Annotated in this window: 30 protein-coding genes; 10 read left to right on the forward strand and 20 right to left on the reverse strand. The window is 48.3% G+C overall.

Features of this window, described 5'->3' with window-relative positions:
• The first annotated feature begins 3 nt into the window (after window positions 1-3).
• The 4 genes from ACTHTQ_RS06920 (at window position 4) to ACTHTQ_RS06935 (ending at window position 1924) form a co-directional block, all read left to right on the forward strand.
• Window positions 4-513 carry an SMI1/KNR4 family protein gene (locus tag ACTHTQ_RS06920; RefSeq protein ID WP_137040887.1) on the forward strand — a complete coding sequence of 170 codons (510 nt, stop codon included), beginning with the start codon at window positions 4-6 and terminating at the stop codon, window positions 511-513.
• Between the two features lie 94 nt (window positions 514-607).
• Window positions 608-865 (forward strand): hypothetical protein, encoded by a 258-nt coding sequence (locus ACTHTQ_RS06925; RefSeq protein ID WP_440345815.1) that lies wholly within the window; start codon window positions 608-610, stop codon window positions 863-865.
• Between the two features lie 122 nt (window positions 866-987).
• Window positions 988-1554 carry an SGNH/GDSL hydrolase family protein gene (locus tag ACTHTQ_RS06930; protein WP_440363509.1) on the forward strand — a complete coding sequence of 189 codons (567 nt, stop codon included), beginning with the start codon at window positions 988-990 and terminating at the stop codon, window positions 1552-1554.
• 121 nt (window positions 1555-1675) lie between these two features.
• The gene (locus ACTHTQ_RS06935; RefSeq protein ID WP_440363510.1) at window positions 1676-1924 is read left to right on the forward strand and encodes a CsbD family protein; all 249 of its coding nucleotides are present in this window, start codon (window positions 1676-1678) and stop codon (window positions 1922-1924) included.
• 64 nt (window positions 1925-1988) lie between these two features.
• Here the strand turns inward: ACTHTQ_RS06935 and trpD are convergent, their stop codons facing one another.
• Both trpD and ACTHTQ_RS06945 read right to left on the reverse strand, forming a co-directional pair.
• Window positions 1989-3017, reverse strand: coding sequence for an anthranilate phosphoribosyltransferase (gene trpD / locus ACTHTQ_RS06940; protein WP_440363511.1), 1029 nt, complete (start codon window positions 3015-3017; stop codon window positions 1989-1991).
• 88 nt (window positions 3018-3105) lie between these two features.
• The gene (locus tag ACTHTQ_RS06945; protein ID WP_440363512.1) at window positions 3106-3696 is read right to left on the reverse strand and encodes an aminodeoxychorismate/anthranilate synthase component II; all 591 of its coding nucleotides are present in this window, start codon (window positions 3694-3696) and stop codon (window positions 3106-3108) included.
• Window positions 3697-3871: 175 nt separating this feature from the next.
• Here ACTHTQ_RS06945 and ACTHTQ_RS06950 point away from each other — a divergent pair, with 175 nt between their 5' ends.
• The 3 genes from ACTHTQ_RS06950 (at window position 3872) to kdsA (ending at window position 6792) form a co-directional block, all read left to right on the forward strand.
• Window positions 3872-5413, forward strand: coding sequence for a YdgA family protein (locus tag ACTHTQ_RS06950; RefSeq protein WP_440363513.1), 1542 nt, complete (start codon window positions 3872-3874; stop codon window positions 5411-5413).
• Window positions 5414-5491: 78 nt separating this feature from the next.
• The gene (gene panD / locus ACTHTQ_RS06955) at window positions 5492-5875 is read left to right on the forward strand and encodes an aspartate 1-decarboxylase (RefSeq protein ID WP_003678944.1); all 384 of its coding nucleotides are present in this window, start codon (window positions 5492-5494) and stop codon (window positions 5873-5875) included.
• A gap of 74 nt (window positions 5876-5949) precedes the next feature.
• The gene (kdsA, locus tag ACTHTQ_RS06960) at window positions 5950-6792 is read left to right on the forward strand and encodes a 3-deoxy-8-phosphooctulonate synthase (protein ID WP_003747068.1); all 843 of its coding nucleotides are present in this window, start codon (window positions 5950-5952) and stop codon (window positions 6790-6792) included.
• A gap of 56 nt (window positions 6793-6848) precedes the next feature.
• Here the strand turns inward: kdsA and mutL are convergent, their stop codons facing one another.
• The 10 genes from mutL to ACTHTQ_RS07010 form a co-directional block, all read right to left on the reverse strand.
• Complete coding sequence (mutL, locus tag ACTHTQ_RS06965) at window positions 6849-8825, reverse strand: DNA mismatch repair endonuclease MutL (RefSeq protein ID WP_440363514.1); 1977 nt, start codon at window positions 8823-8825, stop codon at window positions 6849-6851.
• 36 nt (window positions 8826-8861) lie between these two features.
• Complete coding sequence (locus ACTHTQ_RS06970) at window positions 8862-9344, reverse strand: GNAT family N-acetyltransferase (RefSeq protein ID WP_003683615.1); 483 nt, start codon at window positions 9342-9344, stop codon at window positions 8862-8864.
• 71 nt (window positions 9345-9415) lie between these two features.
• Window positions 9416-10552 carry a 5-(carboxyamino)imidazole ribonucleotide synthase gene (locus tag ACTHTQ_RS06975; protein WP_440363515.1) on the reverse strand — a complete coding sequence of 379 codons (1137 nt, stop codon included), beginning with the start codon at window positions 10550-10552 and terminating at the stop codon, window positions 9416-9418.
• Between the two features lie 83 nt (window positions 10553-10635).
• Complete coding sequence (locus ACTHTQ_RS06980; protein WP_308903899.1) at window positions 10636-11205, reverse strand: RNA 2'-phosphotransferase; 570 nt, start codon at window positions 11203-11205, stop codon at window positions 10636-10638.
• Between the two features lie 98 nt (window positions 11206-11303).
• A complete protein-coding gene (locus ACTHTQ_RS06985; RefSeq protein ID WP_308903900.1) occupies window positions 11304-12716 on the reverse strand; it encodes a hypothetical protein in 1413 nt (470 codons plus the stop codon).
• Window positions 12717-12719: 3 nt separating this feature from the next.
• Entirely contained in the window at window positions 12720-13346 is a 627-nt protein-coding gene (locus ACTHTQ_RS06990) for a hypothetical protein (RefSeq protein ID WP_440363516.1), read from the reverse strand.
• 9 nt (window positions 13347-13355) lie between these two features.
• Window positions 13356-13679: a hypothetical protein gene (locus tag ACTHTQ_RS06995; protein ID WP_295863059.1), complete on the reverse strand. Its 324-nt coding sequence runs from the start codon at window positions 13677-13679 to the stop codon at window positions 13356-13358.
• 3 nt (window positions 13680-13682) lie between these two features.
• Window positions 13683-14306, reverse strand: a complete 624-nt coding sequence (locus tag ACTHTQ_RS07000) for a hypothetical protein (protein ID WP_308903901.1) — start codon at window positions 14304-14306, stop codon at window positions 13683-13685.
• Window positions 14307-14371: 65 nt separating this feature from the next.
• Window positions 14372-15847 (reverse strand): anthranilate synthase component I, encoded by a 1476-nt coding sequence (gene trpE / locus ACTHTQ_RS07005; RefSeq protein ID WP_308903902.1) that lies wholly within the window; start codon window positions 15845-15847, stop codon window positions 14372-14374.
• Window positions 15848-15982: 135 nt separating this feature from the next.
• Entirely contained in the window at window positions 15983-16360 is a 378-nt protein-coding gene (locus ACTHTQ_RS07010) for a hypothetical protein (RefSeq protein WP_308903903.1), read from the reverse strand.
• 136 nt (window positions 16361-16496) lie between these two features.
• On the opposite strand from ACTHTQ_RS07010, the gene ACTHTQ_RS07015 reads away from it, so the two are divergent.
• Window positions 16497-17117 (forward strand): Smr/MutS family protein, encoded by a 621-nt coding sequence (locus tag ACTHTQ_RS07015; protein WP_308903904.1) that lies wholly within the window; start codon window positions 16497-16499, stop codon window positions 17115-17117.
• A 53-nt stretch (window positions 17118-17170) separates the two neighbouring features.
• Here the strand turns inward: ACTHTQ_RS07015 and ACTHTQ_RS07020 are convergent, their stop codons facing one another.
• The 6 genes from ACTHTQ_RS07020 to dnaB all read right to left on the reverse strand — a co-directional run bounded on the left by ACTHTQ_RS07020 (window position 17171) and on the right by dnaB (window position 22018).
• Complete coding sequence (locus ACTHTQ_RS07020) at window positions 17171-17659, reverse strand: PilX family type IV pilin (protein ID WP_049329653.1); 489 nt, start codon at window positions 17657-17659, stop codon at window positions 17171-17173.
• A gap of 4 nt (window positions 17660-17663) precedes the next feature.
• Window positions 17664-18209 carry a pilus assembly PilX family protein gene (locus tag ACTHTQ_RS07025; protein WP_440363517.1) on the reverse strand — a complete coding sequence of 182 codons (546 nt, stop codon included), beginning with the start codon at window positions 18207-18209 and terminating at the stop codon, window positions 17664-17666.
• Window positions 18188-19123, reverse strand: coding sequence for a PilW family protein (locus ACTHTQ_RS07030; RefSeq protein ID WP_154954377.1), 936 nt, complete (start codon window positions 19121-19123; stop codon window positions 18188-18190). Before ACTHTQ_RS07030 ends, ACTHTQ_RS07025 begins: the two co-directional genes overlap by 22 nt.
• A gap of 2 nt (window positions 19124-19125) precedes the next feature.
• On the reverse strand, window positions 19126-19773 hold the full coding sequence (pilV, locus tag ACTHTQ_RS07035; protein WP_191620672.1) for a type IV pilus modification protein PilV: 648 nt from the start codon (window positions 19771-19773) through the stop codon (window positions 19126-19128).
• A 15-nt stretch (window positions 19774-19788) separates the two neighbouring features.
• Complete coding sequence (locus ACTHTQ_RS07040) at window positions 19789-20454, reverse strand: pilus assembly FimT family protein (RefSeq protein WP_440363518.1); 666 nt, start codon at window positions 20452-20454, stop codon at window positions 19789-19791.
• 157 nt (window positions 20455-20611) lie between these two features.
• The gene (gene dnaB, locus ACTHTQ_RS07045) at window positions 20612-22018 is read right to left on the reverse strand and encodes a replicative DNA helicase (protein ID WP_063075500.1); all 1407 of its coding nucleotides are present in this window, start codon (window positions 22016-22018) and stop codon (window positions 20612-20614) included.
• A 154-nt stretch (window positions 22019-22172) separates the two neighbouring features.
• Between dnaB and ACTHTQ_RS07050 the strand changes: the two genes are divergently transcribed.
• Window positions 22173-22754 carry a superoxide dismutase gene (locus ACTHTQ_RS07050; RefSeq protein WP_003683473.1) on the forward strand — a complete coding sequence of 194 codons (582 nt, stop codon included), beginning with the start codon at window positions 22173-22175 and terminating at the stop codon, window positions 22752-22754.
• A 224-nt stretch (window positions 22755-22978) separates the two neighbouring features.
• The gene (locus ACTHTQ_RS07055; protein WP_440363519.1) at window positions 22979-24520 is read left to right on the forward strand and encodes an L-lactate MFS transporter; all 1542 of its coding nucleotides are present in this window, start codon (window positions 22979-22981) and stop codon (window positions 24518-24520) included.
• Window positions 24521-24578: 58 nt separating this feature from the next.
• Here the strand turns inward: ACTHTQ_RS07055 and ACTHTQ_RS07060 are convergent, their stop codons facing one another.
• Together ACTHTQ_RS07060 and ispG are read right to left on the reverse strand one after the other, a co-directional pair.
• Entirely contained in the window at window positions 24579-25424 is an 846-nt protein-coding gene (locus ACTHTQ_RS07060; protein ID WP_070734801.1) for a DUF817 domain-containing protein, read from the reverse strand.
• A gap of 33 nt (window positions 25425-25457) precedes the next feature.
• Window positions 25458-26723, reverse strand: coding sequence for a flavodoxin-dependent (E)-4-hydroxy-3-methylbut-2-enyl-diphosphate synthase (ispG, locus tag ACTHTQ_RS07065; protein WP_440363520.1), 1266 nt, complete (start codon window positions 26721-26723; stop codon window positions 25458-25460).

Here is a 26723-nt window from a genome sequence, read left to right on the forward strand (position 1 = left end):
CAAATGGAAAATAAAGCATTGTGGTATCAGCCTTTTGAGTTTTATAGTAAAGAAAATCCAGCTACTGCAAGTGATATCGCCGCATTCCATGCCCCTCTGCCTGAGAGCGAACGGGCAGACTCATTACGGCTTCTTGAAATCCATGCTGATCAACTGAATGCCACAGGATTTTGTTTGCCAAAGCATTTTTTTATCCCAGATGAGCTGATGCAGCTTTGGCAGTATTCTGTAAACGGCGGTATCTTGGGGAATCAGCAGGATTTTGGTTATTTTTCACCTGCTGAAGTCGTATCATTCTATTTTATCTATCAGTTTTGGCATTACGCTCCTAATTTGATGCCAATCGCGTTCGATGGAGGAGGTGTGTTTTACTGCTATGATTTCAGACAACCCGACCTTCCTCCGCAGGTTGTGATGAGCTCATCAGGTAATCTCGGCGAAAGTAGTGATGAGCTTATCCCAGTTGGCAATACGCTGGCTGAAGTATTGGCTAAAGAGATAATGTTGGATTGAGCGTAATAATATTGAGGCCGTCTGAAATATCGTTTTTTCAGACGGCCTTTAATCCATATTTTCTGATTTTGAGATCCAAGCGGGAGTATGTCGTATGGACATGATGTTGTTTACCAATATTGTATTGATTGTTTTATGTATTTTTACCATGTTGCTGGTGTGGTCGCGCAACTGGAAACGCAAGCAGGCGTATTTTGAGAAAATCAAAAGCAATCCGGAAAACCTCAAATGGGTTGGGCAAAATCTGACTGGTCAGGAGTGGAAGGATTTGAAAGTCGTGAGCGACCATTTTGGCCTACCCATGTTGCAGGCCAAGCAATTAATTGATTTTTATAAAAACAGTCAGCATTAATTTATGATTTAACGATAGAATTTGACTGAAGTTAAGGCCGTCTGAAATAGCACTCTTATAATAATATAAGTAATATTTCAGACGGCCTTGCTGTTGGTTCAAATAAAGGGAGGAGAACAAAAATGACCGTTTACTTAATCGGCGATTCCGTTCGGCTTGCATCGGAGCCTTACACACGCGCCGCTTTGCCTGAGGCGGATATTGTTTCTCCATCGGAAAACTGCCGCTCGTCGTATGATGTGCTAGAGCATATCGGGCAATGGACAGAGGGCGCGACTGTGGGAGACATTATCCACATCAACTGCGGTTTGCACGACATCCGTCACAATCAAGGCTGTAATGAGCCGGTGGCCGATATAGAAACCTACCGCAACAACCTGACCCGAATTTTCGATTATCTGAAACAGACTGGGGCAAAAATTATTTGGGCGAGCAGTACGCCGTTTTTGGAAAGCGTACACAATATCGTCAAACCCTCGCGCCGTTATCTGGCCGACTTGAAGGCCTATAACCGTGTGGCGGAGGATTTGGCAAGGCAATATGGTTTTGCCGTCAATGATTTATACAGTCTGATGTTTGGGCAGGACTTGACTGATGTGATGCTGTGCGACGGGCTTCATTTCAATGAGTTCGGCAGTCAGATGATAGGCAAGGCAGTAGCCGAAGCGATATTGAAACAGATGGACTAACCCTACTTAACTCGTTTTGTCATGTTTTGGCTTTCAGACGGCCTTTAAAGCTAAAGCAAAGTTCCCAATATAAGGTAATGCAGCACTAATTCTTATCAACATTTAATCTAGGAGTATGGCCATGAGCGGCGAATTAGATAAAATCAGCGGTAAAGTAAAAGAAGTGGTTGGAGATGTATCCGGCAATGCTAAACTTGAAGCTGAGGGCTTGATTCAACAAGGCGTTGGCAAAGTAAAAGAAGTGGTCGGCAACATTGAAGAAAAAGGCAGCGATGTTTTGCAAAAAGGCAAAGAAGAAGCCGAGCATTTGGTTGATGAAGCCAAAGAAAAAGCTGAAAGCTTAATTAATGATATTAAAAGCAAATTTTAATATTTAAAGAATAAAAGGCCGTCTGAAAGATTTTTCAGACGGCCTTTGTTTATGGTTTTAAAGCTTAGGCAAACTGTTTGCCAAATTCGATAAATTCGTCTTTTTTGGCTTTGGCTTTGCCGGAGTCGATGGCTTCTTGAGCGGCTTTGACACCATCTGCCAGCGAAGCAACCACATTTCCTGCATAGAGCGCGGCAGCGGCATTAAGGACGACGATATCGCGTGCGGCACCGGCTTTGCCGTCCAACACTTCGTTCATTTTTTGCAGGGATTCTTGCGCGTTTTCGACTTTGATTTCGTCCAAATTGCGGCGGATTTTCATGCCGAAATCGGCTGGGCTGATGTCGTATTCGGTGATTTTGCCGTCTTTCAGTTCGGCAACGCGGGTTTTGCCGGTCAGCGTGATTTCATCCAAACCGCCTTCGCCGCACACAACCAAAACATGTTTGGAGCCAAGCTGTTGCAATACGCGGGAAAGAATGCCGCACAAGTCGATGTGGAACACGCCCAAGAGTTGGTTTGCTGCGCCGGCAGGATTGGTCAGCGGGCCCAAGATATTGAAGATGCTGCGGAAGCCGAGCGAACGGCGGACGGGGGCAACATAGCGCATGGCGCTGTGATGGTTGGGTGCGAACATAAAGCCGATGCCGGTTTGCTGAATGCTTTGGGCGACCTGTTCGGGGTTGAGGTTGAGGTTGGTGCCCATTTGTTCCATGACATCGGCAGCGCCGCTGGATGAAGAAACGGAGCGGCCGCCGTGTTTGGCGACTTTCGCGCCTGCCGCAGCCGCGACAAACATGGAAGTCGTGGAAATATTGAAAGTTTTGGCACCGTCGCCGCCTGTGCCGACAATATCGACCAAGTCATCGGCGTTTTCCAGCGGCACTTTAGTGGCAAATTCACGCATCACGCTGGCTGCGGCGGTAATCTCGGAAACGGTTTCAACTTTAATCCGCAGGCCGGTCAGGATGGCGGCGATTTGCTCGGGCGGAACTTGGCCGCTCATGATTTGGCGCATGAGGTCGGTCATTTCATCGTAGAAAAGTTCGTTGTTGCTGATGAGGCGTTCAATCGCTTGTTGAGGGGTAATCATGATTTTTCCTTTGTTCGTGTCCGATGTGATTCAGGCCGTCTAAAAATGCGGTTTGAACACTGTCAAACACCTTTCAGACGGCCTTTCATTAAGATTTTTGCGGACGATAGTCTTTGAATTCTTCCAAGAAGTTTTTCAGCATATCGTGGCCGTGTTCGGTCAGCAGGGCTTCGGGGTGGAACTGTACGCCTTCGACGGCATATTCTTTGTGGCGTACGCCCATGATTTCGTCGTCTTCCGTCCGCGCGGTAATTTCGAGGCAGTCGGGCAGGGTGGCGCGGTCGATGGCCAGGCTGTGGTAGCGCGTGCAGTTGACCGGATTGGGCAGGTCTTTAAACATGCCTGTGCCGTGATGGAAAACGGGGGAGACTTTGCCGTGCATCATTGTTTGCGCGCGCACGACATTGCCACCGAACGCTTCGCCCATGGTTTGATGGCCGAGGCACACGCCCATGACGGGCAGCCTGCCGGCAAAGTGCTGCATGGCTGCAACAGAAATGCCTGCTTCTTTAGGGGAACAAGGGCCGGGGCCGATGACCAGATATTGCGGTTTCAGGGCTTCGATTTCTTCGATGGTGATTTCATCGTTGCAGCGAACCAAAACTTCCTGCCCCAATTCGGCAAAGTATTGGACGATGTTGTAGGTGAAGCTGTCGTAATTATCAATGAATAAAAGCATTTGCAAACCTTTAATGACATTTTAGCAGACAGAGTAAGGCCTGCCAAAAGTGTAAAAATCGTTTATATTTGCATAATATCACAATCTTTACCTAAAGGCCGTCTGAAACGGCGGATAAGACAAAACAGCTAAAAAATGCTATGCTTTACGCTTTGAACCTAATCTGTTTGAAGTGATGAAAAAGTATCTTATCCCGACTGCCGCCGTCGTTATCGCCGCTGCGCTCGGCACGCCTTACTATCTCGGTGTCAAAGCGGAAGAAAGCCTGACCGAGCAACAAAAGCTGTTGCAGGAATCCGGTTTCCTGACCGTTGAATCCCACCAATACGATCGCGGCTGGTTCAGTTCAACCGAGACGACCGTCATCCGCCTCAAGCCGACCCTGTTTCAAAATACGCAAAAATACCTGCCGGACAATTTGAAAACCGTCCTGCAAGAGCCGATTACGGTCATCAACCACGTGACACACGGCCCGTTTGCCGGCGGCTTCGGTACGCGTGCCCACGTAGAAACCGAGTTCCAATACCATCCGGAAACCAAAAAAGTTTTGGACCGCTTCTTCGGCCAGCAAACGCCGTTGACCATGACCAATACGGTTTACCTTTCCGGCGACGGCAAACTCAGCCTCAATATCCCCGCCTTCGACTACGAAGAGCTTTCCGGCATCAAGCTCAACTGGAAAGGCTTTAGCGGCAATACCGATTACAGCCAAGGCTTCAAAAGCTATCGCCACGATTACCTTGCGCCGTCTTTACAAGTCAAATTGGCCGACAAAGGCGATGTATCTTTGGAAAACCTGCGCTTCCAATCCGAAACAGAAGACGGCCTGACCAAGCTTTCTTTGGGCAAGAGCAGCATTACGCTGGATAAATTCCTGCTGCAATGGAAAGAAAACATCGATTACAACGTGAAGTTGAACGAATTGGTCAACCTTGTGACCAACCTGCAAATCGGTGCATTCATCAATCCGACCGGCACGATTGCTCCGTCTAAAATCGAAGTCAACAAACTGCGTTTCGATACCCAGACCGGCGAAGTCGATAAATTCATCAACAGCGAAGGCCGCTTCCAATTTGAAAGCCTGACCTATGGCGAAGACAAATACGGCCCTCTGGACATCAATGTCGCTGCCGAGCATTTAGACGCCGCGTCGCTTTTGGCATTGAAAAACAAAATTGCCGAAGTGTCCGTGAAGAAAATGAGCGAAGAAGAAATTCAGGCTTCTTTGCTTCAGACGGCCAAAAACGAGGCTTCGGGCCTGTTTACCAACAATCCGGTTTTAAACGTCAAAACTTTCAAATTTACCATGCCTAATGGTGATGTCGATGTCAGCGGCAAGCTTGCCTTTAAAGGTTTGACAGCCAAAGACCTCAACAGTCTGGGCGATATGCTGAAAAAAACCGAAGCCGACTTCAACATGAGCGTACCGCAAAAATTGTTGGAGCAGCTCGCCGTCAACCAAGCCAGCAGCCTGTTTAGTGTCAATGCCGAAGATGAAGCCGCAGGCCGCGCCAGCATCGACGATATCAACGAAACCTTGCGCCTGATGGTGGACAGTACCATCAAAAGTATGGCAAGAGAAAAATATTTGACCTTAGAAGACGATAATGTCAAAACCCATCTGACTCTGCAAAACAGCGAGTTGAAATTAAACGGAAAAGTCCTTCAAAGCGACCCGGAACCCGAGTTTGACGAATCAGACTTCCCCAATAACTAATCCTCAATCACACAAACAGCGGTTTTAGCTTCACTGAAGTTAAAACCGCAAATCAACCCACAATCAAAAAGGAAACCCATGTTCCGTACCATGCTCGGCGGCAAAATCCACCGTGCCACCGTTACCGAAGCCGACCTCAACTACGTCGGCAGCATTACCGTTGACCAAGACCTGCTGGATGCGGCAGGTATTTGCGTGAACGAAAAAGTCGCCATCGTCAACAATAACAACGGCGAACGTCTTGAAACCTACACCATCCCCGGCGAACGCGGCAGCGGTGTCGTTTGCCTCAATGGCGCAGCCGCGCGTTTGGTTCAAAAAGGCGACATCGTAATCATCATGTCTTACGTTATGTTGTCCGAACCTGAAATTGCAGCGCATGAGCCGAAAGTCGTCCTCGTCGATGAGAACAATAAAATCCGCGACGTGATTTCTTATGAGCCGCCGCACACCGTGTTGTAATATTCAAACAAAGGCCGTCTGAAATGTTTCAGACGGCCTGTTTCCCAAATTCAACTTATCTGAAAGGCTTTGCCGTGAATATCCAAATCAACAATATCACCGTCAGCAACGATGCGCCCTTTACCCTTTTCGGCGGCATCAATGTCCTTGAAGACCTCGACTCTACGCTGAAAGCCTGTGAGCAATACGTTAAAGTCACCGATAAACTCGGCATTCCTTATGTGTTCAAAGCCTCTTTCGACAAGGCAAACCGCTCTTCTATTCACTCTTTCCGCGGTGTGGGTTTGGACGAAGGCATGAAGATTTTTCAAGCGGTGAAACGCGAGTTTAACGTTCCCGTGATTACCGACGTTCATGAGCCTTACCAATGCCAGCCGGTCGCCGAAGTCTGCGATGTCATCCAGCTGCCAGCCTTCTTGGCACGCCAAACCGATTTGGTGGTGGCAATGGCGAAAACCGGCAATGTCATCAACATCAAAAAGCCGCAATTCCTCAGCCCGTCTCAAATGAAAAACATTGTCGAGAAATTCCAAGAAGCAGGCAACGAGCAAATCATTTTGTGCGAACGCGGCGCAAACTTCGGCTACGACAACTTGGTGGTCGATATGCTCGGCTTTGGCGTGATGAAAAAAACGTGTCACAACTTGCCCGTTATTTTTGACGTAACCCATTCCCTGCAAACGCGCGAATCCGGTGCCGCGGCATCAGGCGGCCGTCGCGCCCAAGTATTGGACTTGGCACTTGCCGGTATGGCAACCCGATTGGCCGGTTTGTTCCTTGAATCTCATGCCAATCCCGACCAAGCCAAATGCGATGGACCAAGCGCATTGCCGCTTGCCCAATTGGAAGACTTCCTGACCCGTGTTAAAGCGATTGATGAAACCGTGAAATCGTTTGCACCTATGGATATTCGTTAAGGGCGAATAGTTGAAAGGCCGTCTGAAAGCATTTTCAGACGGCCTTTTTATCGGCGTTACTGTCCGCGTAAAAACAACGCATCCAATTCTTTTAAAGTCAGTTTGACCCATGTCGGACGGCCGTGGTTACACTGGTTGCTGCGCGGCGTATTTTCCATATCGCGCAGGAGGGCGTTCATTTCCGGCAGGGTAAGCTGGCGGCCGGCGCGGACGGAGCCGTGGCAGGACATGGTGGCGAGGATGTGGTTTTCGTGTTCTTCGATGGTTTGGCTGCTGCCGACTTGGGCGAGTTCGCCCAATACATCTTTGGCCAGCGAAACGACGTCGGCTTTACCGAGCATGGCAGGAACTGCGCGGACGGCAAGGGTATTGCCGCCCATGTCGGACAATTCCAAGCCAAAGCCTGTCAGCATTTCGGCATGATCGGCAAGGGCGGCGCATTCTTCGTGGGACGCGGCAAAGGTTACGGGAATAAGCAGGCGCTGGCTTTGTAGATTGCCGTTTTCCTGACGTTGGCGTTTCATTTTTTCGTAGTTGACGCGTTCGGCGGCGGCGTGCATGTCGATGAGCAGCAGGCTGTCTTCGGCTTGGGCGAGGATGTAGATGCCTAATAGTTGGGCGATGGCAAAGCCGAGCGGCGGCAGTTCGGATTGGGAGGGAAGGCCGTCTGAACATTGCTTATCTGTTTTGGGAGTAGGCGTTTCAGACGGCATATTACCGAAACATGCCTGCTCGAATTGGCTCAACTCAAGGTCGATGTCGTCGGTTTTTTTGTAGAGCTCGGCATAAGTATTCATGGCTGCGCGGCTTTCGCGCAGAGACAGGCTGCGTTGTTGCGGCGCACGCGCGGCTTGGTAAGGCATAGGCGCGGTTTTGCCTGATGAACCAAAGGCATTGCGTGTATCGGGTTTGTTGCCCGTCGGGTAGTTGGATGCGCTATCAAACAGATTTTCACCGTCGTTTTCAGACGGCATTGGTGTAGTAGTAACGCCAGTAATGTCATGCAACACTTCGCCTGCGTTGCTGACGCTTTCGGTCAGGTCGGCGCGTGTGTCGGCAAGGGCTTTGTTGAGCGTGTGGAACACGAGTTGGTGCACCTGCTGGCTGTCGCGGAAGCGGATTTCGGTTTTGGTCGGGTGGACGTTGACATCCACGGCTTCGGGCGGCAGGTCGAGGAAGAGGACGAAAGCAGGCGTCAGCGCGTTGTGCAATACGTCTCGGTATGCCTGCTTGACGGCATGAAGCATGACTTTGTCGCGCACGAAGCGATGGTTGACGAAGCAGTATTGTTTGTCGGTTTTACCTTTGGCAAAGGTCGGCTTAGCAATCGCGCCATAGAGCCGCAATGCGCCATTGCCGCTGTCAATTTCCAATGAGGCCGTCTGAAAATCATCGCCGACAATGGCGGCAATACGTTCATGCAGGCTTTGTGCAGGAAGTTTGAACACTTGTTTGCCGTCGCGTTTGAGTGAGAAGGCAATGTGCGGATGCGCCAGCGCGAGGCGTTCGAGCATGGTGGCGCAGTGGGCGTATTCAGTGTTTTCGGATTTGAGGAACTTGCGTCGCGCCGGTGTATTGAAGAAGAGTTCGGCGGCTTCGATGGTGGTGCCGACGGGGTGGGCGGCGGCGGTGGGGCTGCTGAGTTTGCCGTCTTCTGCTTTGACTTGGGTCGCGTGTGAACTGTCTTCTTGACGGCTGGTCAGGGTCAGGCGGCTGACTGAGGCGATACTGGCCAAACCTTCGCCACGAAAGCCCATGCTGGCAACGTGTTCCAAATCGTTTAAGGTTTTGATTTTGCTGGTGGCGTGGCGGTGGAGCGCAAGCTCGATGTCGTCTGAGTGGATGCCGCTGCCGTTGTCGCTGACGCGAATCAGGCGGATACCGCCGCCGGCCAGCTCGACATCAATCGCTGTCGCGCCTGCGTCGATACTGTTTTCAACGATTTCTTTCAGAGCGTTGGCAGGGCGTTCAACCACTTCGCCGGCGGCGATTTGGTTGACAAGATGGTCGGGCAGTGCGGCAATTCGGGACATCGGTTTCTTTCAAAAAAGCAACGGCGGAAGGGAAAATTACAGGTATTTGCGCATCAATTCGCATTCGACGCGGACGGTTTTGTTCAGCTGCAACACGGCAGTACCGAGCGATTCATAACGATTGAGGCGATAGAAAGGCACGGAATTGAGCGAGGCATACAGTTTGAGAAAGCTGAGGCCTGCATTTCGTGCCATTTCTTCGGCGCGGCTGAGCAGAGCCGTGCCCAAGCCGAGATTGTGGAAGAGCGGATGGACGTATAAGGCGTCCAGTTGCGCTTCTTTGAAATCGACTTGGAAAAAGCCTTGAATCAGCCCTTTGTATTCGACCACCCACAAGGCTTTGTTTTTATCGGAGATGGTTTCCAAATAGCTGTTGATGTCGAGCAGACTTTCCCATGTGTGCATAATAGTTTCATCATAACAGCGAATGCAGGCGTATTGAACGGCATGCAGATGGGCGTTGTGTATAGCTTGGCAGTCTTTTTCGGTTGCCGGACGGAGGATGGTCAGAAGGCTCATGGCGGATGGTCGGAAAAATTGATTTCAGACGGCCTTTAGCAATCAAAGGCCGTCTGAAAAAGTGGGTAAGGTTACAGGCTTTGATGTAAGGTTTGTGCGGTTTGGAACGCGTTGTCCGCATCGTTGGCCAAGACGGTAAAGTGGCCCATTTTTCGGCCTTTGCGCGCGGCTTTTTTGCCGTAAAGATGCAGATGCGCATTCGGGTTGCTTTGCAGCGGCAACCATTCGGGTTCGTTGCCGTCTTCCTTCCAAACGTCGCCCAAAATATTCGCCATACAGCAAGAAGTCAGCAATTTAGTGTCAGCCGGAGGCAGGTTGCACATCAGGCGGACCTGTTGCTGGAATTGGTCTGCCGCGCAGGCATCGATGGTATGGTGGCCAGAATTGTGCGGACGCGGCGCGATTTCGTTAACGACCAATTCATGCGTGTCGCCGACAACAAACATTTCTACCGCCAATACGCCAATGTAGTTCAACTCATCGGCCAATCGCTGCGCCATTTGTCGCGCCTGTTGCTGAATGTCGGCACTCAGTCGGGCCGGGACGATGGAGTAGGCGAGGATACCGTTTTCGTGAATGTTTTCGGCAGGGTCGAAGGTTTGTACGTTTTCATCGTTCAGACGGCATACGATCACGGAAATTTCGCCGCGCAAATCCACCATTTTTTCCAAAACACAATCCACGCCGCCGTGTTCGGCAAACGCGGCTTTGAGTTCATCCAATGTTTTTACACGGATTTGGCCTTTACCATCATAGCCCAAAGTGGCAGTTTTCAGGATGCCGGGCAGGAATTGTACGCTTTCTTCAGTGATGTCTTTGGCTTTGCAAACCGCTTGATACGGCGCGGTTTGCAGGCCTGCTTTGCGTATCCATGCCTTTTCCTGAATACGGTTTTGCGCGATAGCAACGCAGTTGCCGCTGGGGGAAACATTGGTATGTTTGGCGATAAAGCGCATCGCGTCGGCATTGACGTTTTCAAACTCGGTCGTAACCGCCGCGCATTTTGCCAATTCTTCCAAAGCTGCTTCATCATCAAACGGCGCGCACAAATGGCGGTCGGCAAATTCCGCCGCCGGCGCATTCGGATCAGGATCGAGTACGGTTACTTTGTAGCCCATGGTTTTGGCAGCAACAGTAAACATTCTGCCTAATTGTCCGCCGCCAAGAATGCCGAGCATAGCAGGAGGGAGGATGGGGGATGTGTTCATGGATAATCGCTTTATGAAGAAATTAGGTAGGGTGTTTGGAGGTCGTCTGAAAATGGTTTATGGGTTTCAGACGGCCTGATGTTTTAAAGTTTGCCGATAAATTGCGGCGGAACGTTTTCAGTTAACCATACGCCGTTGTCCGCCAGATAAAATTGATGTCCTGCAGCAAGCATGGCGACAGTGTCAATGGTCAATACAAGCGGCTTGCCGTGTCGGGAGCCGACGTTGACGGCTGTTGCGGCGTCGGCAGACAGATGGACAAAATGGCGCGAGGCAGAATGCAGGCCTTGTTCCAATATAGATGGAACAGACCGCTCAGCCGTACCGTGATACAAAATCTGTGGAGGCGTCGCTACTTTGTGTTCAACTTGAACTTGTGCCGTCGAATGACCTTGCGCAGCGCGGATGCGTTTGCCGTCTTCAGAAAGGGTAAACCGTTTTTTATCGTTGTTCTTGACCACTTCCAACAATACTTCGTAGGTCAGCGGATTGCCCGTAAAGCCACGCTCGGGATGATTTACCTGCATCAGCAGGGTATCAATATCCACCCAGCCGTCTTTATCCAAAGTAATGCCGATTTGTTCGGGATGATGGCGCAAGATGAAGCTGAGGAATTTACTGATGGATTTTAGTTGTTTTTCGTTTAGTATCATTATGCCCATTTTAGACTGATAGAGTTTAGAAGATCAGTATTTAATTTTTATAGTAGCCTAAAAATTTCTGGAGATTATAGGCTTTACTATTGACAGTATTAACGGACTATTCCCATACTTTGTGAATGATTCATCTGTTTTTCCATTTCACGTTGTTCAGCTTCTAACTGAAAGTTTTGTTCAGTTTTCAGTATATCTTTAAAGCTTTCTCTAGAATCAATGTTCATTGCTTCATTGACATCGACTTTAGCGATTCGGAGAAAAGCATTATCCTTATGCATGACGCCCAGACAGTTATCTTTTGTGATGTTGAATGCCATAATTTCAGGAAGTTTTTTAGCATAGGCTTCAGCAGTTAAGGCCGCAATACCGTTCTGAATACTGTCTTCTGAATAAGGCAGATGATGTTTTTTTATAAATTCAGTAAATTTGTCTGTAATTTGCGCGTGAAGTTTTTGCGCCTGCTCTGGCATATTTTTGAGAGAATAAGGATAGTTCTGCTCTTCGGTTTCAGATTTAGGGTTAGTAATTGGAACATGCTCAAATTGATTGTCACCGTTGATGGTATGGTCAAAGTATTGCGGTGTTTTCGGATGGGATTTATCGTAATATGCTTCGCGGCGGTTTTCTGCCCCTAGGTTCAGGCCGTTTCTTTCGATCAGGCGCTCATCCAGTCCCAGTCCCTTCATATCGATGACCAGATTGGCTTTTGGGTCGTGTGCGTAATGCTTGCGCACGATATAGCCGATGACGCGCGTCGCGTAGCTGTTGCGGTAGTCCGATTCGCCGTGCGGCCCCAACCGAGCTTCTTCGGGCGACTGATCGTAATAGGTATGGGCAAGGATTTCTTTTTGGCTGTCGGAGACAGTCATATCGGGATTGAATTTCAGACCTTTGGTAGGGATAATCTTTTTATTTCCAAGTGCAGTTTCATCTAAAAAATACTGCTCGTATCCGAATCCGTCCCCGATAACTTCTTGCAGGCTGAGATTGGTTTTCCCTTGCTGTTTCTTTTCATAGCTGACGACGGCATTCCAGCCCGCAATCATTGCCAACGCCTCATCGTTGCGTTCAGCATCCTGCAACATTTTCATTGGTTTGGTATAGTCTTTGCGCTTGGCATCGCTTTCTGCAATTGTGTTAATTTCGGCAAGTACCCGGTTTTCCGTTTCTTTATGCCCCTGTTCGTAGTAAAAGAAACCGTGCTGGATTTCATGACCGAGTTGGAAGATAAGGGACTTTTGCTTTGTCAGCTTTTTCAGTTGCGACAAATTAATAGAAATCCGAGTTTCCTCCGCATTATAGCTGGCGCCGGCATTCGGATTTTTATTGACCGCCAGTTTGTCCAAATAGCCCTTTTCCGCTGCCGTATTCAATCTTTCATTCAGCACGGGTGATGCCGTTATGGTGGCAATCAGGTTGCGGTATTCGTTCGAGTTTTTGCCGTTGGGGAGCGAATTTTGGGCAAAGTCGTCCAATATCTTTTGCAGTTGAGGATTGATCTGACTCATGTTTTATGACTCCGGCTTGAAAATATCGAAGGTAATTTCATTGATGCAGTCGTGCAGTACCTTTTCTGCACTTTCTCCCCGATAAAAGACTTGGAGATCTGCTTCGTAGCCGTTAGGATATTTTTTTTCATAACCGTTGAAGGGTCTGCCCCAATGCCCTTTGCCTGTATAGGTAAACCCTGCCTGCTCCAGCAGCGGATGGAACCGGTCCAAATCCATTTGGCAGATTGACGTTGCGGGAGGATACCCCCCTCCGCGACCGAAAAATAAGTGCACTTTCCCGCTTTTCTCTTTTGAATTGAAATTAATCCACCAGCTCCAGCCGGTATTTCCAAAATTATTACCTGCATAAAAATCCCATGCCGATTTTTCTTCTTTGCTGTATGGGGCGAATTTTATCTTCATCACCTTTTCCGCCGTTTCAATTCTAAAATCTTCTGGCGATTTGGCGTAGCGTAAGAAATCCAAAACTTTGGCCAATACTTCGGGAGCGGTCAGATCCGGTCTTCCGGCAATCTGTTGCGTATCTTGATTCATCATGTTGCCCTCCTTTGCGGGTATGGGGTTTTCGGTTGAACAGGCTGAAAGCAGCAGCCCGATAGTCAATGCGGTTGCGATTGTGTATTTCATAGGTTTCTTTCAAGACAGGGAAGCCGATCTTTCAGACGGCCTTTTGTCAAGAAACGTCGTCTGAAACAGCAGCCTCGTTTTCAGCTGCGACAGATTAATGGAGATCCGGGTTTTACTCGCATTGTAGCTGGCGCCAGCATTCGGATTTTTATTGACCGCCAGTTTATCCAAATAGCCTTTTTCTACCGCAGTATTGAGGCGTTCGGTCAATACGGGTGATGCCGTTACGGTGGCAATCAGATTGCGGTATTCGTTTGAGTTTTTGCCGTTGGGGAGCGAATTTTGGGCAAAGTCGTCCAATATCTTTTGCAGTTGAGGATTGATCTGACTCATGTTTTATGACCCTGGTTTAAAAATATTGAAAGTAATTTCATTGATGCATTTATGCAGTACTTTTTCTGCACTTTCCCCCTGATAAAAGACTTTCAGATGTGATTTATAGCCGTTTGGATATTTTTTTTCATAGCCGTTGAAAGGCTTACCCAAACGTCCCTTCCCTGTATAGGTAAACCCTGCCTGTACCAGCAGAGGATGGAACTGATCCAAATCCATCTGGCAAATCGGTGTGGCAGGGGGATACCCGCCATTATTGCCAAAAAATAAATTCATTTTGCCGGATTGCGTTTTTTTAAAATTGAACGCCCAGCTCCAATCTGTATTGCCAAAGTTATTGCTGAGATAAAAATCACTTATGATGTCATTCTGTTTGTCTTTGTTTTCGATAAACTTTATTTTCATCACCTTTTCCGCCGTTTCAATTCTAAAATCTTCTGGCGATTGGGCATGGCGCAGGAAATCCAAAACCTTGGATAGTACTTCGGGGGCAGTCAGGTTTGGTCTTCCAGGTGTGGTTTGTATATTCTGATTTATGGTTTTACTCTCTTTTGTAGGCATTGTGTTGACGGAAGAACAGGCTGAAAGCAGCCCGACAATTAATATAGTTGCGGTTCCGTATTTCATGGTTTTTTTCTTTAGAGATAAGCTTTTCTTTTGGATGAACTTCAGTCAAAAAGGCCGTCTGAAAATTATTTATCCAACCCTTCTTGCACCATTTGCGCTGCGCGGATTACTGCGCGGGCTTTGTTCTGCGTTTCCTGCCATTCGGATGTTGGGTCGGAGTCGGCAACTACGCCTGCGCCGCTTTGGACGAAGAGGGTATTGTTTTTAATCACGGCAGTGCGGATGGCAATGGCCAAGTCCATGTCGTTGTTGAAACTCCATACGCCGACTGCGCCGCCGTAGATGCCGCGTTTGCTCGGTTCGACTTCTTCGATGATTTCCATGGCGCGGACTTTGGGTGCGCCAGAGAGTGTGCCGGCGGGGAATGTGGCGGCGAGGATGTCCATGTTGGTAATGCCCTCTTTCAGACGACCTTCAACGTTGGAAACGATGTGCATTACATGGGAGTATTTTTCAATCACCATTTTGTCGGTTACTTTGACTTCGCCCGTTTTGCTGATGCGGCCGACGTCGTTGCGCCCTAAATCGATAAGCATGACGTGTTCGGCGATTTCTTTGGCGTCGCTTAATAAATCCTGCTCGTTGGCAAGGTCTTCGGCGGGGGTTTTGCCGCGCAGGCGCGTACCGGCGATGGGGCGGACGATGACGTCGTCGCGTTCGCGGCGGACGAGGATTTCGGGCGAGGAACCGACGATGTGGAAATCGCCGAAATCGTAGTAAAAGAGGTAAGGCGAAGGGTTGAGCGTGCGCAAGGCGCGGTAGAGAGCGAGCGGGCTGTCGGTGAATTCCATGCTCATGCGCTGGCTGGGGACGACCTGCATACAGTCGCCTGCGAAGATGTAGTCTTTGATTTTATCGACGCAGGCTTTGAACGGCTCTTCACCGAACTCGCTGACGGCTTCGGTGTGTTTGCTGCCGAGGGAAAGCGGGATGGCGCAGCTTTGGCGCAACTGGGTGCGGATGTCTTCGAGGCGTTCGCGGGCGCGTTCGTAGCCGTCGGGCTGCGAGGGATCGGCGTAAACGATGAGGTGGATTTTGCCGCTCAAATTGTCGATAACCGCCAATTCTTGCGACAACATCAGCAAAATATCGGGCGTGCCGAGCGGGTCGGCTTTGGCGTTGTTTTTCAGGCGGTGGGCAAAGTGTTCGAAATTGTAGATAGTTTCGTAACCGAAGTAGCCGACTAATCCGCCGGTAAAGCGCGGCAGGCTTGGGATTTCGGGCGTTTTGAAGCGGTTGTGGAAGGCCTCGATAAAGGGCAGCGGATTGCCGTCGTGTTGTTCAACGATTTCGCCGTTTTGGTAAACATCGACGTGTTTGCCACTGACTTTGAGATAGTGGCTGCAAGGCAGGCCGATAAAGGAATAACGGCCGAAACGTTCGCCGCCGACAACGGATTCGAGCAGGTAGGTGAAAGGCTTGTTGGCGAGTTTGAGGTAGATTGAGAGCGGTGTGTCCAAGTCGGCAAGCAGCTCTTGAACGAGTGGAATGCGGTTGTAACCTTGTGCGGCTTGGGCTTGGTATTCTTGTTTGCTGATCATCTTGATAAGTCTTTCAGACGGCCTGTTTTAGGGTGTTAAATCGTGTGAAGAGTATAGCATTTTATTGGGATTGTTGACAGTCTGAGCGTTATGTCAGATATGGAAAACGCCGTCTGAAAAAGACGGCGCGAGGTATCAGGCAAGGGTGTTGGCGATTTTGTTTTTTCGGCTCCGTTTCCACTTGAAGAGATAAGCAGCAACAACGGGAATCAGGGCGATAATGGATTTGAATGTCCAGCCTGAATACCATGTGCCTTCGGGAACGTCGCTTGCAAGCCAAGTGAAGTACGGCCACCAGCAGGCAACCAGGCTGCCGAGGAACAGCGGCCAAATATGACGGCTTAAGTTGCGTTGCCATAAAAGGAAACAGATGACCACCCAAACGAAAGTCAGTACGGTAATCAGGAGAATGGTGTAGGCATCTGAAATCAGGATGGCGGCAAAGTAGTAGCTGAGTCCGACCCATAATAGGGCAAGTATCAAGACAATGATTTCTTCCGGGCGTTTAAACATGATTTCTCTCTTTTGTAAGACTGACAATGCGTTAATACTATACCCTAAACAAGAAGCGATGATAAGAGTCTTTCAGACGGCCTTGTGGCCGGGTTTGCTATAATGGGCGCAATCAATTTTTTGTAAAGGACAAACCATGACGGCAAACTTTCAAGAAACGCTGAAGGCTTTGGGTAAACAGGCGAAAAAGGAAGCCGCGGAGCGGGAAGCCGAAGCGAAGGCTAAAAAGCAGGTAGAGGATGTAGATTTCAGCAAGGCGGTTGGTAAGGTTACGCCGTTGAAAAATGCCGGCAACTATTATGAACAGCCCCGTGATAAATCACCTATCAAGCTGCGACCTAAAGAAATGGCGACTTTGGAGCAGGAAGATTATTTTTATGTGGGCAGCGGCGGCTGGGAAGAACCGCCGGCTTCGTTCAGTAAAAACGGGCAGGGTAAAAATGATTTGATGCGTTTGCGAAATGGCCATTATCCTGTTGTGGCTGATGTGGATTTGCATGGCTATACGCAGGAAGAAGCGCAGCAGGTATTGAACGAATTTATTGAGTTTACGAAAAAACGCGGCGTTTGCGGCGAGATTGTCCATGGCAGCGGCTTGGGTTCTGCAGGCTATAAACCGGTTTTGAAAAATATGACGCGCCGCTGGTTGATGCAGCATCCTGATGTGTTGGCTTATGTCGAGCCTCGACAAGGTAATGATGGTGCAGTCAGGATCTTGTTGAAACGCCAACGCCGAGACGATGATTGGAAACAGTAAAATAAAAAAAGCAGTGTCGATAAAATGACACTGCTTTTTTTATGTTTGTCAGACTAAGAAGATTTCTTTTTGGAAACCGATTCGCAACCTTTGCCATTGGTCATTGTAGTTTTGGAATCTTTGGCAGAATCAATATCAGTGCATTTGTAAGCATTGCCTAAACTATCCATCCAAACGGAAAGGGTATAGCCTGTTTTGATGGGAATGGCTTTCAAACGATAGGCTCGGCTTGTACTGGTATCAATCATTTCGGCAGAGTATTTATATTTGTCTGCCAAATCTTTATGGCCTTTGTATGAGGAAATAAAGTCATCCAACTGAGTTTTAATCTCATCAGTTTTCCACTTTGGATTTTTAACCATCTGGTTTTTAAAAGCAGAATTGATGGCGACTAACTCGGCATGCGCTTGTGATTGGTAGCCTCGTTCAATGTAGCGGTTGTAAGAGGGAATGGCAATGACGCTCAGGATGGCTAAGATGGCGACGGCAATCATCATCTCAACCAGCGTAAAGCCTAGTTGTTTGGTAGAGGTGGTATTCATTATATTATTCGCTGGCAACGTAAGATTGAAGGACGACTTGGGTATTGGCATTCTTACCCCATGCCTTGGCGGTAACTCGGTAGGTAATTCGACCCTCTGTCGTTTTGCCTAAATATTCGATGATGTAGCGTGGATTATTTACGATGCCGCTTTTTTTATCTAAAGGATATTCCGTACCATTGGCGTCAATACACAGGCTTTTGTCGCATTTTCGCTTCCAAGCATCTACGGTTGGGTTGCCTTCTTCAGTAAAATCGGCATTGGATTTTACGTTTGGTGTGGAACATAAACCTTTTTCACATTTTGCGGTAAAAGTAGTCTTTTTACTTTCAATATCAAAAATTTGATTTTCACCTTCACGCAGTGCCGCTTCGGCTAGGGTGGTTGCCAGTTTGCGGTCGGCATCGTTGGTGCTGATACGCTGCTCGGTATTGTAGGATTGGGTGGCTGTAACCACGAGCAGGGCGATGACGACCATCATCATTAAGACGATAAACAAAGCATAGCCCTGCTGCCGTTCGGGTTTGTTTAGAGTGATCGGTCGGCGCATACGTTTCCTCCGCGGATGGTGGCATTAATTTTATAGATATCGACTTTATTGTCTTGTTCTTTTGATGGGTCAATACTGCCGTTATTCAGTACGATTTGGATAGAAGCCGGAGACTTAGCTTCAGCTGAGATATCCAATGCGTTTTTGTAATCAAATGATTCTGTATTCAATCCGCTGGCAGATGCATTTTCAGAATCAGGACATTCTGCATAGATATAGTGGATATCCATGGTCGTAATGCCTTTAATCAACAGCTGCGGATTACTCCATGAGCCATCATTTGATAATTGGAAACGGAACAAACCGCTCTCTTCTCCAAGTTTACCGACAGCGTAGGCAATCATTTCATGTTTCATGATGGCGATACTGCCGTCTTGATCAGAGTCGGTAATTTTTAAAGCCAATTTTGCCGCAGCCAAATCTTTAATTTCTGTGTGAGGTTTTGCAATACCGGAGCAACTGCTGGCAATGGCAGTTTTTGCAGGAGAGTCTGCTTTGTCGATACCGTATTGGAACAGCAGGGCTTTGCCAGTTTGAGCAAAGCCGGTATAGCTTAATTTATTGATTTCTTTAACAGGTAACAGCTTATTAACCCCGGCTGTTTTCAAGGCATATTCATCTGAGCTTTTGTCTTCTATCACTGCAGAGGCAGGAGAATTCGACATATTGAAGCAACCGAAATTGCCTGCCATACGCGCATCGCGGACAATCATGTTGGCGGCGTTGCGCAAATCTTGTTGGATACCGATGCGGGCGTTGGCAGATTTGTTCAATCCGCGTGCAGTAAAGTAGGTAGAGCTGACAGCCATTAAGACGATCATGCTGAGTAGGCTGGCAACCAGAAATTCAAGGATACTAAAACCACGAATGGCGGTTTTATTGGGAATATGGTTGAGTAAGCGTTTATTGTTCATTGTTAGTCTCTTACGCGTGATTGGTAGGTATAGACAACGTGGTGCCCCGATGTGTTGAGATCTTTTGTGCTATTTTCTTCTTCGATATCTTGCAACCATAAAACCTTAACGATGGTCGTGTCACCTTTGCCATCGCATTTTGCGTTAAACCCATTTTCGTAAGTCGGCTCTGCGCCGGAAGAATCTTTGCAGATGGTCGAGAAGACTTGGGCTTCGGGAAGGGCTTTGGCTAAATCGGCTTTAAACTGTGCAATTTGAGCCTGTGCAAGTTGGGCTTTGCTCATTTTGGCTTCAAATTTTGCAGTTTGTTTAGAGTCGGATTTTAGGTAGGCATCGTAGGATTTTTTATAACGGGAGGTTTTTTCCCCTGCAGTATCGGTTTCTTCAGAGAGCGTCGGATTAATGAGTATGCCTTCAATCAGATTTTGCGTAATTTGGGCGACGGCGGTTTGATTTTCAGACTCACGCACGGTGGATACAGTACGTAGTTGGACAGCCAGAAGGGCGAGCACACCGATGGCAAGGACAAACATGGCAATCAAAACTTCAATCAGGGTCATACCTGATTGAAGTTTTGGGGTAAAGCTTGTTGGGCTTGTTTTCAGACGGCCTTTAAATGATCTGAGATGAGTAGGATTAGTAATGTTCATAAGATACCGTTGTTATTATTTAGAAGTGTATTCGCACATTTTGCGCTCATCGTTTTTAGCACAGATTTCGACATGCCCATTGCCATTAATTAAAAGTACGGTAGCACGGGCTTTCTTGGTTTCAGCATCGGCAGCAGATTTATCCGTTAGGCTGATTTTGATGTGGCCGTCTGAAAATTGATAATTTTTGCCATCAGTTGAATGACCAAATGTACCATTGGGAAGAAATCTCCACCAGACTTCTTTTGAAGCTGAGGCCGAGAGGGCAGAACGGTCATTGCCGATAGGGATATAGTTGAAGCTGTATTCCACTTTGTCGGTATCACCATTAAGGATAATGGAGCGGATGGATAAATCGACTGTGTCGTTTTGATAGCGTAAATCTTCGTTTTTATCGGCGTAGGTCAACATACCATTACCGGCATATTTGGAATCGCAACCATTATTGGGCGAGCCATCGGATTTGATTTTGACCGGGCAGATGTAAACGGGAAGATTGAGACGGACGGCCTCATTACGCGCGAAGCGCAGCAGATTGGCAATTTGCTCTGCTTGCGATGCCGCACGTCTGGAGGCAATCCATTGATTCATATTGGGAAGTGCGATGACTGCCATTACTGCTGCAATAGTAATGACGATCAGCAACTCAATTAGGGTGAAGCCTTTTTGTGTCTGATACATGAGTGATTTTTTGGTAGTAATGTGTTGGGTAACTGACGTTTTCTCTTTTGCACTTGCCTGTGGCAATGCTTTTGCTTTTATTAGATTTATTCTAAACGATTTTGTAATGCGTGACTAATGAAATATGAAATTCGGTTAGTTTTTCGGACAATCTGTCTCAATCTTCCATCAACATGGATTCTGGAACATAGGCAGCATTATCAAATTTGGTAAATTGACCCATCCAAGTGAGGAATACTTTCCCGACGGGACCGTTACGGTGTTTGCCGATAATACATTCCGCCAAGCCTTTTGCGGGTGAATCTGAGTTGTAGTATTCGTCGCGATACATGAACATAATCAAGTCGGCATCTTGTTCGATTGCGCCGGACTCACGCAAGTCGGACATCATCGGGCGTTTGTCGGTACGCTGCTCAACTGTACGGCTCAACTGCGACAGGGCAATGACGGGAACTTGCAATTCTTTAGCCAATGCTTTGAGGGAGCGCGAAATTTCGCCAAGCTCGGAAGCACGGTTGTCAGAACGGCCGGAGCCTGACATCAATTGCAGATAGTCGATGACGATCAAGCCCAATTTGCCGTTGAACTGGCGCGCAAGACGGCGGGCGCGGGCGCGGAGTTCGAGCGCAGTCAAACCCGGAGTTTCATCGATATACATGGGTGCATCGGAGAGTTTAACGACCGCTTCGTTCAGACGGCCCCAATGTTCGTCTTGTAATCTGCCGGTTTTTAAGACGCTTTGGTCCAAACGTCCGACTGAACCCAGCATACGCATGACCAGCTGCGCACCGCCCATCTCCATGGAGAATACGGCGACAGGCAATTTGTTTTCTACGGCAACGTGTTCTGCGATGTTGATCGAAAAGGCAGTTTTACCCATAGACGGACGGCCTGCGACGATGATCAAATCGCCCGGTTGAAGACCTGATGTTTTTTTGTCGAGGTCGATAAAACCTGTTGATATGCCGGTTACTTCATCAGGATTGTCGCGCGAATAAAGCATATCGATGCGCTCGACCACTTCTTTCAGAAGGTCGGGCATCTCAAGGAAGCCTTGTTTGGATTTGGCGGTGCTTTCGGCGATTTGGAATACTTTGTTTTCTGCCTCGTCCAAAAGCTGGCCTGCATCGCGCCCTTGCGGATTGTATGCGCTGCGCGCAATTTCTGTGCCGACTTCGGCAAGCTGGCGCATGATGGAACGTTCGCGCACGATTTCGGCGTAGCGGCGGATATTGGCAGCAGACGGCGTATTTTGCGCCAGCGTAATCAGATAGTTGAATCCGCCTGCCGCTTCCAATTCTTCATTGCGTTCCAAACTTTCTTGAACGGTAATGACATCGGCAGGACGGCTTTCATTAATCAGGTTGGCAATCGCACGAAAAATCAGGCGGTGTTCGTGGCGGTAGAAATCCTCGCCGGAAACGACATCGGCAATACGGTCCCAAGCAGAATTTTCCAGCATCAGGCCGCCCAATACGGATTGCTCCGCTTCTGTGGAATGTGGCGGCAGTGACAATGCGCTGATTTCACGGTCTTCAGACGGCATATCGGAATAATTGCTCATGACGGGCATCTCTGGCTGGGAAATTGCAATCCGCTATTATAGCGCAGTGTAAGTTCAATTGGTTTGTTTAGGCTAAAGCAGGTAAAATGGCCATGTTGTCGATTTGACAACACACACTACCAAAATATAAATATCAAGAATTAGGAGCATAAAAATGGAACACAAGCTGCCACAATTGCCTTATGAACTGGATGCGTTGTCCCCTCATCTGACCAAAGAAACTTTGGAGTTCCACTACGGCAAACACCATCAAACCTACATCACCAATTTGAACAATCAAATTAAAGGCACTGAGTTTGAAGAAATGCCTTTGGAAGAAATCGTGAAAAAATCTTCCGGCGGTATGTTCAACAACGCTGCCCAAACTTGGAACCACACTTTCTACTGGCTGGGCTTTACCCCTAAAGGCCAAGGCAAACCTGCCGGCGAATTGGCTGCAGCCATCGACGCCAAATGGGGCAGCTTCGAGAAATTCCAAGAAGCGTTCAATGCTTGCGCGGCCGGTACTTTCGGCTCAGGTTGGGCATGGCTGGTGAAAACGCCTGCCGGTGAATTGGATCTGGTTTCTACTTCCAATGCAGGTACTCCGCTGACTACTGAAAACACTCCGCTGTTGACTTGCGACGTATGGGAACACGCCTACTACATCGACTACCGTAACAGCCGTCCTAACTACCTGAAAGGTTTCTGGGAAATCGTTAACTGGGATGAAGTTGCCAAACGTTTCGCCGCATAAAACGATATGGATGAAAAGGCCGTCTGAAAAATTTTCAGACGGCCTTTTTGTCGATATGGGCGTTAAGAAATGGTTTAGATGAATGTTTTTTCTGTCTGATGCGCAAAATTATCATGGAGCAAAAAAAAGGATAAAGGGGAGATTATGCTAAAATATTGTCAACAATTTTTTGATTCCGCATGATATGGAATCATGCGTTTGACACACATAGACAAGAGGATTTTATGAAATTTCTAGACCGTGAGGCGACCATTGCCAAACCCGGCTTTAATCGTTGGCTGGTACCGCCTGCCGCTTTGGCCGTGCATCTTGCCATCGGGCAGATATACGCTTATTCCGTGTTCAATGCGCCGCTGACCAAGCTTATAGGTATTACTGAGTCGGCTGCAGGAGATTGGAAGCTGACCACGGTTGGTTGGATTTTCAGCATTGCCTTGGCGATGTTGGGCGCGTCTGCCGCTATGTTCGGTACTTGGATGGAACGCGTTGGGCCGCGTAAGGCGATGTTCGTTGCTGCCTGCTGCTTTAGTTTGGGCTTTTTTGTGTCGGCGATCGGCGTCCATACGCACAATCTGTTTTTGCTTTATTTGGGCAACGGTGTGATTGGCGGGGTTGGTTTGGGCTTGGGCTATATCGGGCCAGTATCGACACTGATGAAATGGTTTCCCGATAAACCGGGTATGGCGACAGGTTTGGCGATTATGGGCTTTGGTGGCGGCGCGATGTTGGCTTCGCCTTTATCCGTGTCGCTGATGAATTTTTTCTCCAGTGAAACTTCAGTTGGCGTAGCGCAGGCTTTTGTCGTTTTAGGACTATTTTATCTGGTGTTGATGATGTTCGGTGCGTTTACCATCCGCATACCTGCCGATGGCTGGAAACCTAAAGGTTATGTTGCGCCGAAAATCAAAAGCAAATTGGTCAGCAGCAATCACGTCAATGTTTCCGAGGCCATGAGAACGCCGCAATTTTGGCTCTTGTTTTGGGTGTTGTGCTTGAACGTGACGGCGGGTATCGGTGTTTTGGGTCAGGCTTCTGTCATGATTCAGGAGCTATTTTCTGAAACTTCTGTCGGTAAACAGGCTGCCATTGGCGCGGGTGCGGCGGCAGGTTTTGTGAGTCTGTTGAGCCTGTTTAATATGGGCGGCCGCTTTTTGTGGTCTAGCGTATCCGACAAAATCGGGCGTAAAAATACTTATACTATTTTCTTTGTGCTCGGTTCGCTGTTGTATTTCGCCATTCCGTCGATTGGCGCGAGCGGTAACAAGGCTTTGTTTGTTATTGGGTTTTGCGTCATCATTTCCATGTATGGCGGCGGTTTTGCAGCGATTCCGGCTTATCTGAAGGATTTGTTCGGCACTTATCAAGTCGGTGCAATTCACGGTAGGATCTTGCTGGCATGGTCAACCGCTGCGGTCATTGGCCCGGTGTTGGTCAACTATATCCGCCAAAGCCAAATTGAAAGCGGCGTTCCGGCTGCCGAGGCTTATAGCATTACCATGTACATTATGGCAGGTTTGTTGATTGTCGGTTTGTTGTGTAATTTGAGTGTCCGTTCGGTTCATGAAAAGCATCACGAAAAAGACATTAAGGTCGCGGCACATAGCGGCAACCCCGATGATGAAACCGCTGTATCCGATGCCTATCTAATCAGCAAGAAAGTATCAGCGGGCGGTATCGGCGTATGGTGGCGCTGGGCTTTGGTTTGCATTCCTTTGGGCTATGGCGTCATTATGGTGTTTGTTAAAGCCTTAAGTTTGTTTAATTGATTACTGAAAATTAAAGGCCGTCTGAAAGTTTCAGACGGCCTTTTCAAATGTTAAATAACTAATCTTTTGATACGCTGATAGTATGTTTGATGTGTTTTAAATTCGCAACGATGGTAAAAGTCATCATCACCAGTAATGCCCATGAACTCCATTTGCTGATGTGTACCGATGCCCACGCGCCGATTTGGTTGGGATAGCGCCAAACGCCGAATAGGGTTCCCAAATTTTCCGCCAGCCAAATAAAAAATCCGATCAGGACGAAAGCAAGCAGGAGCGGCATTTTGCGAGTGGTGTCATAGGGCGTGTACAAGACCGTTGTCCGGGCGTATAGGCCAAGAGCAAAAGCAGCGAGATACCAGCGATAGTCGCCGATATAGTGATGGGTGAAGAAATTGATATAAATCGCCAGTGCGCACAAAGTGCCCAGCCAATATGGCGGATGGCTTTTGATTTTAAGGTCAAACAGCCGCCATGCTTGAATGATATAGCTGCCGACCGCAGCATACATAAAGCCCGCAAACAGCGGTACGCCGCCAATTTTGGTATAAGCCTCATCCGGATAGCTCCAAGATTGGATATCGCCTGATGTCTTGAACCACTCTAAAGCAAAGCCCACCAAGTGAAACAGCGTAATCGATTTCACTTCATCCCAAGTTTCCAGCTTGAAATACAGCATGGCTGCTTGTACGGAGACGGCAAAAATCAGCAGCAGGTCGTAGCGTGAAATTCCCAACCAGCCTGTTTTCGGAATAAGAAACATGGCAATGAAAAACAAGCCTGCAAATAAGCAGGCTCGCGCTTCTTTCAAACCGAAAAACCAAAATTCAACGATAAAGCGTCGCCAACCATGCAAATCCTTGCGTTTGGGATGCTCAGTCAGCCAAGTATCCAGTTTGCCCAACATATTTTCAGACGGCCTCTTAATCTTGAAAATGTTTTAGGCAGATTGAATCGGAATAATGCGGTTTTGCTTACGTTTTGCGCCACCCTCGCAGTAGTTGGTTTTGACATAATCTTCAACGATTTGTAAAAACTCAGCAGCGATATTGTCTCCTTTGAGGGTAACTTTCCGTTCGCCGTCTACATAAACCGGCGCAACCGGAGTTTCGCCTGTACCTGGCAGGCTGATACCGATATCGGCAAGCTTGCTTTCGCCCGGACCATTTACCACGCAACCCATTACAGCGACGTTTAATGATTCAACGCCTGGATATTCAGTGCGCCAAACAGCCATTTTCTGGCGTAAATAGTTTTGTACATCTTGAGCCAACTCTTGGAATACGGTACTGGTGGTACGGCCGCAACCCGGGCAGGCTGTAACCATTGGCGTAAAGGAGCGCAAGCCCATGGTTTGCAGGATTTCCTGACCGACAATGACTTCTTGTGTGCGGGGGGAGCCGGGTTCGGGCGTAAGGGAAATTCGAATGGTGTCGCCGATACCTTCTTGCAATAATACGGACAGAGCTGCGGTGGAAGCCACAATGCCCTTGCTACCCATACCTGCCTCAGTCAGACCGAGATGGAGCGGGTAACGGCAACGGCTGCCCAATTCGCGGTAAACCTGAATCAAGTCTTGTACGGCGCTGACCTTGCACGACAAAATGATTTTGTCTTCGGGTAAACCTAAAGCCACGGCTTTTTCTGCCGATTCCAGCGCAGAAACAATCAAAGCCTCTTTCATGATTTCTTCAGGCGGCTTCGGTGTGGCAGAAGCTAAGTTGGCATCCATCATGCGCTTGGCAAGGCCTTGATCAAGCGAACCCCAGTTCACACCGATGCGTACGGCTTTATTGTTTTCTGCGGCAGTACGGATCATAAAGGCAAATTTTTCATCGCCTTTTGCACCTTTGCCGACATTGCCCGGGTTAATCCGATATTTGGCCAAGGCCTTGCCGCACTCAGGAAATTCAGCCAATAAGCGTTCGCCATTAAAATGGAAATCACCAATCAGGGGGGTGGTGTAGCCCATATCGTCTAAGCGGCTGCGGATTTCGGCTACTTTGGAAGCCGCTTCAGGAGTATTGACTGTGATACGAACCATTTCCGAGCCGGCATCGCTCAATTCTTTAACCTGTCGGGCAGTTGCTGCGGCATCTGCCGTATCCGTATTGGTCATGGATTGCACAAGAACGGGCGCATCGGAGCCGATGATGAGGTGGTCAATTTTGACTTGATGTGTCTGACGGCGTTTAGGTGTGGTCAT

Origin of the sequence: Neisseria sp. P0020.S003 (assembly GCF_051957095.1) — a bacterium.
GTDB lineage: Bacteria > Pseudomonadota > Gammaproteobacteria > Burkholderiales > Neisseriaceae > Neisseria > Neisseria subflava.